The sequence below is a fragment of the Devosia sp. genome, assembly GCF_017307495.1.
Taxonomy (GTDB): Bacteria; Pseudomonadota; Alphaproteobacteria; order Rhizobiales; family Devosiaceae; genus Devosia_A.
In genome coordinates this window covers 95,278-106,503 of record NZ_JAFKHE010000027.1, presented here as the reverse complement: position 1 = coordinate 106,503, position 11,226 = coordinate 95,278, and the positions used below count along the sequence as shown (strand labels likewise).

At 66.3% G+C, this 11,226-nt stretch carries 11 protein-coding genes and 2 rRNA genes; 7 read left to right on the top strand and 6 right to left on the bottom strand.

Annotated elements, in window-relative coordinates; all coding sequences use genetic code 11:
- The 4 genes from J0I99_RS17445 to J0I99_RS17430 form a co-directional block, all read left to right on the top strand.
- Window positions 1–336, top strand: a 23S ribosomal RNA gene (locus J0I99_RS17445); the annotation flags it as partial.
- Between the two features lie 103 nt (window positions 337–439).
- Window positions 440–555, top strand: a 5S ribosomal RNA gene (gene rrf / locus J0I99_RS17440).
- Window positions 556–709: 154 nt separating this feature from the next.
- A complete protein-coding gene (locus J0I99_RS17435; RefSeq protein WP_291398793.1) occupies window positions 710–2,665 on the top strand; it encodes a tetratricopeptide repeat protein in 1,956 nt (651 codons plus the stop codon).
- A 171-nt stretch (window positions 2,666–2,836) separates the two neighbouring features.
- Entirely contained in the window at window positions 2,837–3,793 is a 957-nt protein-coding gene (locus J0I99_RS17430) for an alpha/beta hydrolase (protein ID WP_291398792.1), read from the top strand.
- Window positions 3,794–3,809: 16 nt separating this feature from the next.
- Here J0I99_RS17430 and J0I99_RS17425 read toward each other — a convergent pair whose 3' ends face one another.
- The 3 genes from J0I99_RS17425 to J0I99_RS17415 all read right to left on the bottom strand — a co-directional run bounded on the left by J0I99_RS17425 (window position 3,810) and on the right by J0I99_RS17415 (window position 5,598).
- The gene (locus tag J0I99_RS17425; RefSeq protein ID WP_291398791.1) at window positions 3,810–4,655 is read right to left on the bottom strand and encodes a hypothetical protein; all 846 of its coding nucleotides are present in this window, start codon (window positions 4,653–4,655) and stop codon (window positions 3,810–3,812) included.
- A gap of 198 nt (window positions 4,656–4,853) precedes the next feature.
- The gene (bfr, locus tag J0I99_RS17420) at window positions 4,854–5,339 is read right to left on the bottom strand and encodes a bacterioferritin (RefSeq protein ID WP_291394237.1); all 486 of its coding nucleotides are present in this window, start codon (window positions 5,337–5,339) and stop codon (window positions 4,854–4,856) included.
- On the bottom strand, window positions 5,305–5,598 hold the full coding sequence (locus tag J0I99_RS17415; protein WP_291398790.1) for a (2Fe-2S)-binding protein: 294 nt from the start codon (window positions 5,596–5,598) through the stop codon (window positions 5,305–5,307). Before J0I99_RS17415 ends, bfr begins: the two co-directional genes overlap by 35 nt.
- Before the next feature lie 169 nt (window positions 5,599–5,767).
- Here J0I99_RS17415 and J0I99_RS17410 point away from each other — a divergent pair, with 169 nt between their 5' ends.
- On the top strand, window positions 5,768–6,613 hold the full coding sequence (locus J0I99_RS17410; protein ID WP_291398789.1) for an alpha/beta hydrolase: 846 nt from the start codon (window positions 5,768–5,770) through the stop codon (window positions 6,611–6,613).
- A gap of 4 nt (window positions 6,614–6,617) precedes the next feature.
- On the top strand, window positions 6,618–7,880 hold the full coding sequence (locus tag J0I99_RS17405; protein WP_291398788.1) for an SEL1-like repeat protein: 1,263 nt from the start codon (window positions 6,618–6,620) through the stop codon (window positions 7,878–7,880).
- Window positions 7,881–7,894: 14 nt separating this feature from the next.
- Here J0I99_RS17405 and J0I99_RS17400 read toward each other — a convergent pair whose 3' ends face one another.
- The 3 genes from J0I99_RS17400 to J0I99_RS17390 form a co-directional block, all read right to left on the bottom strand.
- Window positions 7,895–8,581: a DUF599 domain-containing protein gene (locus J0I99_RS17400; protein ID WP_291394233.1), complete on the bottom strand. Its 687-nt coding sequence runs from the start codon at window positions 8,579–8,581 to the stop codon at window positions 7,895–7,897.
- 60 nt (window positions 8,582–8,641) lie between these two features.
- On the bottom strand, window positions 8,642–8,842 hold the full coding sequence (locus J0I99_RS17395; RefSeq protein WP_291398787.1) for a hypothetical protein: 201 nt from the start codon (window positions 8,840–8,842) through the stop codon (window positions 8,642–8,644).
- A 387-nt stretch (window positions 8,843–9,229) separates the two neighbouring features.
- Window positions 9,230–10,273 (bottom strand): aldo/keto reductase, encoded by a 1,044-nt coding sequence (locus tag J0I99_RS17390; RefSeq protein ID WP_291398786.1) that lies wholly within the window; start codon window positions 10,271–10,273, stop codon window positions 9,230–9,232.
- A 125-nt stretch (window positions 10,274–10,398) separates the two neighbouring features.
- Here J0I99_RS17390 and J0I99_RS17385 point away from each other — a divergent pair, with 125 nt between their 5' ends.
- The gene (locus J0I99_RS17385; protein WP_291398785.1) at window positions 10,399–11,217 is read left to right on the top strand and encodes a hypothetical protein; all 819 of its coding nucleotides are present in this window, start codon (window positions 10,399–10,401) and stop codon (window positions 11,215–11,217) included.
- Window positions 11,218–11,226: the final 9 nt, after the last annotated feature.

Here is an 11,226-nt window from a genome sequence, read left to right as displayed (position 1 = left end):
TGTTCGCCATTTAAAGTGGTACGTGAGCTGGGTTCAGAACGTCGTGAGACAGTTCGGTCCCTATCTGCCGTGGGTGTAGGAATGTTGAGAAGAGCTGACCCTAGTACGAGAGGACCGGGTTGGACGAATCTCTGGTGGACCTGTTGTCGTGCCAACGGCATTGCAGGGTAGCTATATTCGGACGGGATAACTGCTGAAAGCATCTAAGCAGGAAGCCTCCTTCAAAACGAGCATTCCCTTGAGAGCCGTGGAAGACCACCACGTTGATAGGCCGGATGTGGAAGCGCAGCGATGTGTGAAGCTGACCGGTACTAATAGCTCGATTGTCTTGATCGTTCTCATTAGTCCATGCCCGCAAGCAATTGCGGCAAGGACGCTACGATCGGTACCCAGATCAAAGTTCAAAAAAGCCAGAATTCACCCGCATGTTTTTCGCCGATCCGGTGGTAATTGCGAGGGTCCCAGAACCCGATCCCATCCCGAACTCGAACGTTAAAACCCTTTGCGCCGATGGTACTAGGTCTTAAGGCCTGGGAGAGTAGGTCGCTGCCGGGTCTGCCAAAAACATGTGGTCTCATACGAAACCGAAACAACAAACCCCGCAGGCGCAAGCCGGCGGGGTTTTGCGTTTTGGACTTCGCGAACCCCCGGCTGGTGTCGGGCCGACGGTTCGGGCAAGACTTCGCCCGCAACAACCAGGGGACCGACCGTGACGACCGCCGCCGCCGCCTTCGAGCAAGCCTTCGCCGCCCACCAGCAGGGTCGTCTCGATGCGGCAGCGGCCGGCTACGAGGCAGTCATTGGCCTGGAGCCCGGGCATGGCGAAGCATTGCACATGCTGGGCGTGGTGCGCATGCAGCAGGGCGATCCGGTCGAGGGGGCCCGGCTGATCGGCCAGGCGGTCCGCCTGCGTCCCGACGATGCCCGCGCCCGCTCGAACCTGGCGTCGGCCCTGGTGGCCGCCTCCCGCTTCGACGAAGCGATCGAGGTGGCACGACGGGCCACCGAGCTGGCGCCCGCTTCGGTCGATGCATGGGGCAATCTCGGCACGGCGCTGAGCCGGCGCGACCGCTACCCCGAGGCCATCGAGCCGTTTCGACGGGCCCTCGCCCTGCAGCCGGGGCGAGCCGGGTTGCATAGCGGCCTCGGCCATGCGCTCGGCATGGTGGGTCGGTACGAGGAAGCCCTGGAGAGCCATCGCAAGGCGATCGAGCTGGCGCCCGGCAAGGCCGGCTATCGCAACAACATGGCGCTGACCCTGCGCAGCGCCGGTCTCACCGCGGAGGCAGAGGCCATGCTTCGTGCCATCGTCGAGGATGGCAATACCGACCCCGACTACTTCGCCGCGCTGGCCAGCCTGTTGCGCAAGCAGGGCAAGATCGTCGAGGCGATCTCGGCGATGGAACAGGCCAACGCGTCCGCGATGAATCCGGAACTGGCCGGTCGCCTTGCTTTCCTGCGCAACTATGTCGACAGCACCACGATCGAGAGCCAGCTTGAGCAGGCACGCCAGCATGCCCGGGCAGCGACGGCCGGCATCCAGCGGTTTGCGGCCGCTGACGCAGACCGCGATCCCTCCCGTCGGCTCAGGGTCGGTCTCGTCTCGAGCGATCTGCGCCAGCATGCCGTCGCCCTGTTCCTGCTGGGCGTGCTGCGCGAGCTCGATCCGGCGCAGGTCGAGCTCTTCGCCTATTCCGGCACGGATACCGGCGACCCGGTCAACCAGGCGTTCCAGGCCCTGATCCGCAACTGGCGCGGCACCAGTTCACTCACGGACCGGGAACTGGCGGAGCAGGTCCGGCGCGACCGGATCGACATCCTCATCGATCTGTCCGGCCCCACCGCGGGCGGACGCCTCAAGGCATTTGCCTACAAGCCGGCGCCGGTTGCTTTGATCTGGCTGGGCTATTCCGGAACGAGCGGGCACGAGGCGATCGACTATATCCTCGGCGACGCCATCGTGCTTCCCGACCGAGTTGTGCAGTCGGTCGAGCAGCCCTGGCGGCTGCCCGACGCCTATCTCTGCTTCAGCCCGACCCAGGCGCCGCCCCCGGTCGGCCCGCTGCCGGCACGCGCCAACGGCTACGTCACGTTCGGCTCGTTCAACAATCTCAACAAGCTCAGTTCCGCCACGCTGGACGCCTGGGCGGCGGTACTCGATGCCGTTCCGGACAGCAGGCTGCAGATCAAGGCGCACCAGGGGGTGGTCGGCCCGCAGCCGGCGATTGACGGGTTGGTGCAGCGCGGCGTGGCGGCGGATCGGATCGCGACGCTGGAGTGGGTGGATGGATGGTGCCGCCACCTGCCGCTGTACGACCGCTTCGATATCGGGCTCGATCCGTTCCCCTACAACGGGACGACCACGACGTGCGAGTCGCTGCTGATGGGCGTGCCGGTGGTGACGCTCAAGGGCGACCGGTTCATCTCGCGCGTCGGGGCGTCGCTGATGCACACCGTGGGGCTCGACGACTGGATCGCCGAAACCGTCGGGGACTATGTGGCCCTGGCCGTAAAGCGGGCCGCCGACCTCGAACAGCTGGCGCAGGTGCGCACCGGCCTGCGTACGCGGCTGCAGGCCTCGCCGCTTGGCGACACGCGACGCTTTGCCCGCAACTTCGAGGCGGCGCTGCGCCAGATGTGGATACGGCACTGCACCACTGCCTGAGAACCACAAGCCGGCGCGAGGCTTCCGTTCACCGATCCGCGATCAGCGCCGTTGGTCACAAAATCTTCAGGTTCGTCGGCGATCAGTCCGCCGTCTGCTAAACTGATGGACGGCACTCCCCGCATGACAAAGCCTCTCCACTCCGCCCTGCGGTTGGTCGCAATTTTGCTGATGATCGTCGCGAGCGCGCTCCCGGCCTTCGCGCAGGTGACGATCTTCTCCCCGTTCAACATCGCAGAGGCGATGGACCCGGGGGTCAAGAAGGCCGCCGACATCCCCTATGCCGATGGCCAGCGCAAGAAGCTCGACATCTACAGGCCCAAGCACATGTCCGGTCCGGCTCCGGTGGTGATGTTCATCTATGGCGGCAGCTGGCGGGCCGGAGACAAGTTCGAATACGAGTTCGCAGGCCGGGCGCTTGCCGCCTCGGGGTTCGTCACGGTCATCGCCGACTATCGGCTGTGGCCGGACGTCAAGTATCCCGATTTTCTCGAGGATTGCGCGCAGGCCATGCGCTGGATCCAGGACAATATCGCGAGCTACGGCGGCGATCCGAAGCGCTTCTTCGTCGCGGGCCACTCCGCCGGCGCCTACAACGCCATCATGCTCGGGCTCGATTCCTCGTTCCGCCGCGACTACGGCGTCACCATGCCGATCCGCGCCATTGCCGGGATCTCGGGGCCGTACAATTTCTACCCGTTCGAGTACGATCAGGTGCGCGACACGTTCGGCGCGGCGCCAAATCCGGAAGGCACGCAGCCGATCAACCTCGTGACTGCCGATGCGCCGCCGATCCTGCTGGCGAGCGGCACCACCGACCCGATCGTACGCATGCAGAACTCGCAGGACCTGGCGAGGAAGCTGCGCGAGAAGGGCGTATGGGTCACCGAGAAGTACTATGACGGCTTCGGCCACCTCGAGCCGGTCATCGCCCTGGGCGCCATGATGCGTTTCCGCATGCCGGTGCTGCACGACATCGTCGAGTTCTTCCAGACCTTCGGTGCCTTCCCGTCGGGCACCCCGCGCCCGGTGTTCACGCCCGATCCACCGGAAACGGAGATGACCGCGGTCATCCGGAAGATGGACGAAGTGCTGGCCCCCATCGATGGCGGGCGGCGGAACGAGTAGTCCCGACCGCCGCTAGCTACACGTTGACGCTCTGCATCCGGGCGGCGAAGGCCTCGCCGAAATCCGCCATGCCGTCGGCCACGATCCGGCCAACGGCATAGGCGGCGATGGCGTAGAACTTCTGCGCCGCCGGCGTCCTGAGAAAGCCGATGTAGCGGTCGAGTTCGTCGTCGCTGAGGTCGCGATAGGCGTAGGCCATCATGGCCCGTTGCGTCTTGCCGATATTGGTGAGCAGATCCGGCATCATCGCCTTCACCTGCGTATCGATCTCCTCCCACGGCACCGCGATCTGTCCGTGCTGGTGCGAGACCGACAGGCCGAGCAGCAATGCGCGCAGCGACTGGCCCACCATGGCGGCCGAGATCTCGGCCGAAACAAGCTCCATCAACTGGTCGATCTGGGTCGAGCGGATCACCGGGGCTGCGGCCAGGATGGCTTCGCCCCGCGAGATCGCCTGGGTTTGCGCGGCAGGGCCGAGCAGGGCGGCGCCGCGCTCAAGGCCCGTCATCCGCTGACCGAACCCGGAGCGGAAGAACGCCGCGAGCGTCTGCTGCTCGTCGAACGAAAACTTGCCTTCGAGCGCACGGGCCAGGCGTTCGTGGAGGGTGCGGGAATCGAAGACGGAGTTGGCGGTCGCTTCCCAGTGCTTGAGGAAGATCGCGTCGTTGGAGATCTCCTCGGTGCGCGCCGTGGCGGCGATGGTGGCCGCGAACTGGCTGAACACGACATCGAGCGCCGTGGCGCGCATCAGTTCGGCAACGGCGGTCTCTTCGCCCTGCGCGATGGCGGGACGGACCGCGGCGTCGGGCAGCGCGATCGGCACCGCTATCAGGGCCAGCACTGCCAGCGATCGGATCAGCATCGGCTGTCTCCCTTCCGGGCCGCCTCCAGCCTAGCGCAGGCCCGGTTGCGCCGCCACCACGCAAGTGGGTTGTGCGCCCAGCACCGCTGCGATCCAGGCCTTGGTGGGAGCGGGAGACCGGATGCCCCGGCACCGCCGGCTACCGGCCCGGCATTGCGGCGACGCGCGAAAGGTCCCGGGGACCTGCCGTTCGATCGCCTATTCGGCCTTGTCGGCGCTGTCCGAATTGAGCTGGCCGTACTTCTCGGCCCCGATCGTGTTGAGCAGCTGCAGCTGGCTCTCGAGGAAGTCGATGTGGCCCTCTTCGTCGGCCAGCAGCTCCTCGAACAGGTTCTTGGAGACGTAATCGCCGAGCGACTCGCAGAGCTCGCGCGAGGCCTTGTAGGCCTTGCGCGCGTCGTACTCGCCGGCAAGATCGCACTCGAGCACTTCCTTGATGGTCTGGCCGATGCGGAGCGGGGCGACCCGCTGCAGGTTGGGATGGCCTTCGAGGAAGATGATGCGCTCGATCAGCTTGTCGGCGTGATGCATCTCCTCGATCGACTCGGCGCGCTCCTTGGCGGCAAGCTTGGTGTAGCCCCAGTCCATCAGGATGCGGAAATGCACCCAGTACTGGTTCACGGCGCCGAGTTCCAGGAACAGCGCTTCGTTAAGCCGCTCGATGACCTGTGCTTCGCCCTTCATTCCGACCTCCCCGGCGCTTGCGACGCATGGCCGACAGCCGCGCATGAACCGGATGCGGCTCGGCAGGCGGCTTGTCGGACATCTTGAGATGGTACTCTTCGGTCACGGTCAGAATAATGTCCACCACATTCGGGACGCAGCCGGCGCATTTGCAGCGCTTGTTCAACTCGCGGTAGACCATGGCTGGCACGATGATCCGCCACGGATCCTCCTGCAGCAGGCCGCGGACAATCTGCTTGATGTCCCTGTCGGTGATCACGTTGCACTGGCAGACGAGCATGGGCAGGCGGAGGTTGTGTGGCAATCGTCGGCATGAAGCCTCGCGAATACCTGATTGTCAACGTCAGATATTGCCATGCCGACCTTCGGCGCGAAACCATTGCAGCCCCCTGCCGTATCTGAGCAGGTATCGCAAAGAGCTCTGTTTCATGTCCCTTTCTCTCGTCGGCCTGCTGAACGCCGTCACGCCCAAGTCCCCGCGCTCGCGCCGCATCGTTTCGGCCGCTCCGTTCGGCAACCGGGCCCGCCTGAAGCTCGATATGTATGCGCCCTCGCTCGGCGGCGGCCCGTGGCCGATGGTGGTGTTCTTCTACGGCGGCGCCTGGAACGAGGGTGACCGGCGCGACTATGCCTTTGTCGGCCGCTGGCTCGCGGCGCAGGGTTACGTGGTCGCCGTGCCGGACTACGGGATCATCCCCGAAGTCGAGTATCCAACCTTCCTCGAGGACTGCGCGGCGGCGGTGCGCTGGACCATGGCCAATGCGAAAGGCCACGGCGGCGATGCGGCCCGGCTGGGGGTGATGGGCCACTCCGCAGGAGCCTACAACGCGGTGATGATGGCACTCGAGCCCGGTTATGGCGTGGCGCGTGACATCCGCGCCGTCGTCGGGCTCTCGGGCCCCTACGACTTCTACCCCTTCGACGTGCCGATCAGCATCCGCACCTTCCGGGAAGCGACCGATCCGCTCTCGACCCAGCCGGTCAATCTGGTGACGCCCGAGGCCCCTCCGATGCTGCTTGCCAGCGGCGACGACGACACGGTGGTCGGGCCGCACAATACGGCCGGGCTCGCCAGCGCCCTGCGCCGCCATGCGGTCGCCGTCGAGGAGTTGCATTATCCCGGGTTCAGGCATCCTGCCACGCTGCTCGAGCTGGGCACGCCACTTGGCCGTCGCTCCTCGCTTGCCGGCCATGTGCTCGCCTTCCTCGATCGCTCCCTCGGGGCTGGCGCAGCGAGCCCGAACCGATATGATCGGGTAAGCGACGGGGAGTAGCGGCATGTGGTTGCGGTTCGGGGTGCTGGGCGCGGGTCTGTTCGCACTGGCGGCGCCGGCACTGGCGACGGAGACGTTCGACGCCTGCGCCGCCGCGGCGGCGAGCCAGTATGAGGCGGGCTACGAGGCAATCGGTCTCAACAGCGACGCCATGGATGCGGCGCATGCCATAGCAGTCTGTACCACCGCGCTCGCCGCCAGTCCCGATGCCGCGCCGCTCCAGGCCTGGCTCGGGCGCGCCTACGCGACGACCGGCGACGCCGCTACGGCGGCCACCTATCTCGAGCCGTCCGCCGTCGCCGGCAACGCGCTGGCGCAGACGCTGTTGGGCGACATGCTCATCGTCGGCGACGGCGTGCCGCAGGACATGGTGCGGGGCGCCGACCTGCTGAAGCTTGCCGCCGATGCCGGCTTCGCCCCGGCCGAGGATAGCCTCGGCCTCAGCTATGACTATGCCGAAGGGGTAGAGCAGAACCAGGTCGAGGCGGCGCGACTCTATCGACGGGCGGCCGAGAAGGGTGTGGCGCGTGCCATGGCCAACCTCGGCTCGATGTATGCCGAAGGGCTGGGGCTCGACCGCGACATCGTCGCGGCGGCGGCCTGGTATCAGCGCGCCGCCGACAAGGGCGATCCGCGCGCGCAGTTCAACCTGGGCGAGCTCTACGAAACGGGCGCACTCGGCGAGGTCGACCATGAGCGCGCGGCAACGCTTTTTCGTGCCGCTGCCGGGCAGGGCAATGCGATGGCCGCGAACGCGCTCGGCCATCTCACCCAGCATGGCTCGGTCACCACGCCCGATCCAGCGGCGGCGCTGGCGCTCTACCGGCAGGCCGCCGACCAGGGCTTGGCGCAGGCACAGCTCAACCTGGGGCTGCTGTACGAGGACGGGATCGGCGTCCCGCGGGACCTGGCGCTGGCCCGGCAGTACTACCGACAGGCCAGCGAGAGCGGCAACTCCGATGCCTCGGCCAGGCTCGGGCTCGTCTACCTGCGCTCAGGCGAAGCGGATTACGGCAAGGCGGTGCAGTTCACCCAGCGCGCCGCCGATGCCGGCAATCCGGTCGGCCTCGACACCCTCGGCCACCTCTTCGAACATGGCTATGGCGTCGCTCGGAACCCCGACAAGGCGCTGGACTCCTACCATCAGGCTGCCGATCTCGGCTATCGGCCCGCCGCCGACAACCTCGCCCGGCTCGAGGCCACGCTGAGCGCGCCGCTCGATGGCGCCGGGGTCAGGACCTACCCCAGGAGCAAGATCGCGAACTAGGGCCGGGTCCGGCCTCAGCCGCGCTCCTGCTCGCGCCGGCTCGCCAGGACCGCGACCGAAGCGGCGACCCGATGCGCACTCGAGAAGAACTCGCGGTGGATGAGGAAGGCGACGGTGACAAGGCTCGTGACGATCGACAGCCATTCGGTCGCGAACCAGAACACCATGGGCACGGCGAAGTAGTAGGCCCGGATGCCGTTGTTGAAGTTCTTGGCGGCCAGCGTGTTTAGATGCGCGATCGCGTCGATCTCGTCACGCGTCGTGTGCTGCGACTGTTCGATCGCGCCGAGCAGGATGCAGAAATGGTTGAACTGGCGCAGCGCCAGGGTGAACGAAAAGAAGCTGAGCACGAAGATGGCAAGCGTCACGAACAGGTGGATCTGCACGTCCTGCGTCGAGTAGCCGGCGTGGATGCCGACGATGTCGAGCGTCCCCATCAGCGCCGTCAGGTTGCCGAAGGCGGTGAACACCGCCAGCACCAGCAGCACCGAGGTCGAGGCGAGAAAGCTCACCGAGCCCATCAGGTTGCCGGCAAGGATCGCGTCCATTGGCGTCTCGCGGTTGACCGCGTTCGCCACCCAGCGTCGGCGCTGCATCGACATGATCACCGACAGCGAGGGACGCTGCTTCTCGAGCAGGGGCACGCCATAGTTGTAGGCGAACCAGCACACGAGTGGAAAAAGCGTGGCGACCAGGGTCATCGGACCGGAGCCCTCGGCGAATCGGATGCTCCCTTATAGCGCGACCCCGGTCCGGTTGCCCTAGAGGAAGGGCGGAGCGAGCAGCTCGGCGAACCGCATCGTCTCGGCCGGGTCGGTCTGCCGCGGACGCCGGTCGTCGGGCTCGGCCTTCTTCCGCGGGCCCGGGGTCAACCGCAGCTCCGGCCCGAAGAACGGCTTCTGCCGATCGTCACCCTCGGCGAAGTCTTCGCGTGGGCTGAGGATACCGATGAAATGAAGCATCTTGCATCTCCTCGAGTTGATCGACCCCGCCACCGACAGGGGGTGGCGGCGGGGTCGCATCGCGGCCGGGGAGGGAGGGAGGAGGAACCCCGGCGCATGTCGACAGAGTGCCAAACCCCATCGATCGGGTCGAGAATTGCGGTGCCATATTGGCGCGCCGAGGGGGAAGGGTATTTTGCCTGTGACGGTGGAGCTAGAATGCGGCGGGGCGTTCGCAAAAAGGCGGGAGTTTCACTCTCTAGCCTTGCCGAAACTCACGGAGTCATTCCCGCGAAAGCGGGAATCTCTGTTTTTGGTGCGTGAGGCGACATCGCAAACCGAGGTCCCCGCTTTCGCGGGGATGACCCGGTGGAGGTGGGCGCAAGGAGGGTGTCTCGTTCGACCCGCCTAGAGCGTCCGTGCGTAGCGCATGAAGATCTGCTGGATGCCCTCCAGCACTTCGGGGCTCAGCGTCACATCGGCCGCACCAATGTCGGCCTTGAGCTGCTCCATCGTCGTCGCGCCGATGATCACCGAGGTCATGAACGGCTTGGTCAGGCAGAAGGCGATGGCCATCTGGTTGACGTCGAGGCCGTGCTTTCTGGCGAGCTCGATATAGGCCCGGATCGCCGGCTCGGTGTACGGGTTGGAGCGGTAGTTGCCGCGGGGCTTGGACACATCGCCGCGCGATCCGGGAGGGATCGCCCCATCGAGGTACTTGCCGCTGATCGCGCCCGCCGCGAGCGGGGAGTAGGCGAGCAGGCCGACATCCTCGTGGTAGGCGAGTTCGGCGAGATCCAGGTCGTAGTAGCGGCGCAGGAAGTTGTACTCGTTCTGGATGGTCTGCACGCGCGGCAGCCCCAGTTCCATCGAGAGCTTCAGGTACTGCATGGTGCCCCAGGCCGTCTCGTTGGAGAGGCCGAAGTAGCGGATCTTGCCTTCCTTGACGAGCTCGCCCATCACCTGCAGCACCTCGAGCAGGTTGGGCAGCGCCGCGTCGCGATCCTGCTTGTAGGGGTCGTAGTCCCACGAGCCTTCCCAGTGATAGTGCCCGCGGCGCGGCCAGTGGATCTGGTACAGGTCGATCCAGTCGGTCCTCAGCCGCCGGAGGCTCCCCTCTACTGCCTCGCGCACGCTCGGCCCGTCGATGCCGCGACCGCCGCGAACCCACGGCCGGCCGCCGCCGGCGACCTTGCTGGCGAGCACGATCTGGTCGCGCCTGCCGGTCCTTGCGAACCAGCTGCCGATGATCTCCTCGGTCTTGCCGTAGGTCGAGGCATCGGGCGGCACGGCGTACATTTCGGCCGTGTCGAAGAAGTTGATGCCCTGCGTGATGGCATAGTCCATCTGCTCATGGCCTTCGGCTTCGGTGTTCTGTTTGCCCCAGGTCATCGTGCCCAGGCAGATCTCCGAAACCAGCACATCGGTGCGGCCGAGCTTGTTCATCTTCATTGGTGGTCTATCCCCTAGTGTGCGGCGCGTGACCGTATGGGGCTCACGACATTGAGACAATCCCCGAGGTTGCGCCGCGCGGGCCAATCGGTGAAATTGCGCGCTCAACACGGAAGGGACTATCGTTGCGCAAGCTGTTGCCGCTGCTCGTCATTGCCGGAGTGCTCGAGCTCCTGGCCCCAGCCGCAAGCCTGGCGCAGGATCAGCCCGACAAGGCCGCGATCGCCGCGATGGACCTCAAGGCACTGGGCGGTCTGGTCGGCGCGATCACCGCCAGCGTGGGGCAGGATACGCTGAAGCTGCAGCCAGCGGCGAAGGCTGGCGACTGCCTCGAGCTGACGCGCGCGGCCAACTCCCTGGCCCTCGGCTACCGGATGCTGGCCGATGCCGACGAGGCGCTCAGGAGCAAGCCTGCCAAGGAGGCGCTGCCGGTCAAGTCGATGGTGGTGCAGGCGAGGGTCATCACCTTCGCCTCGCGGGTCCGGGCCGAGGAGTGGCTGACCCGCCGCTGCGCTGCGTTCATTGTGCCAGCCGACAAGGCGGGCGATCCGCGCTACGGCAAGCCGGCAAAGGTGCAGACGGCCGAGTACACCCAGGCGGTGATCGAGGCGCGACAGGTGGCCGAGGCCAACCTTGCGGCGGCGGTGTCGGCCGGCATTTCGAGGAGCTGTCCGGCGACGTTCGCCGCACTCGACTCGATCCAGCTCCTCGTCCCCTACCTCGAGAAGCTGGTCAAGGACGTTGCCAAGCGCCCCGAGGCGCTGGGGCCGCGCGCCAGCCGGCGCGGCCTCGAGGTGGCGAAGCTGCAGCTGGTCAACGCCGGCAACAAGCTCTATCGCGAGATCGGCATCGGCTGCACCAGGACCTCCCCGCCGCCGAAGGCGACGGAGGGCGCCGCGCCGCCCGCGACCGATCCGGCTCCGGTTCCTGCCCCGGCCAACTGAGGCCGGCCA

Bases quoted from the DNA above. Each gene is read 5' to 3' on its own strand.
- J0I99_RS17430 (WP_291398792.1), top strand. From the start codon at position 2,837: ATGATCGTCGCGAGCGCGCTCCCGGCCTTCGCGCAGGTGACGATCTTC.
- J0I99_RS17425 (WP_291398791.1), bottom strand. From the start codon at position 4,655: ATGCTGATCCGATCGCTGGCAGTGCTGGCCCTGATAGCGGTGCCGATC.
- bfr (WP_291394237.1), bottom strand. From the start codon at position 5,339: ATGAAGGGCGAAGCACAGGTCATCGAGCGGCTTAACGAAGCGCTGTTC.
- J0I99_RS17410 (WP_291398789.1), top strand. From the start codon at position 5,768: ATGTCCCTTTCTCTCGTCGGCCTGCTGAACGCCGTCACGCCCAAGTCC.
- J0I99_RS17405 (WP_291398788.1), top strand. From the start codon at position 6,618: ATGTGGTTGCGGTTCGGGGTGCTGGGCGCGGGTCTGTTCGCACTGGCG.
- J0I99_RS17400 (WP_291394233.1), bottom strand. From the start codon at position 8,581: ATGACCCTGGTCGCCACGCTTTTTCCACTCGTGTGCTGGTTCGCCTAC.
- J0I99_RS17395 (WP_291398787.1), bottom strand. From the start codon at position 8,842: ATGCTTCATTTCATCGGTATCCTCAGCCCACGCGAAGACTTCGCCGAG.
- J0I99_RS17390 (WP_291398786.1), bottom strand. From the start codon at position 10,273: ATGAAGATGAACAAGCTCGGCCGCACCGATGTGCTGGTTTCGGAGATC.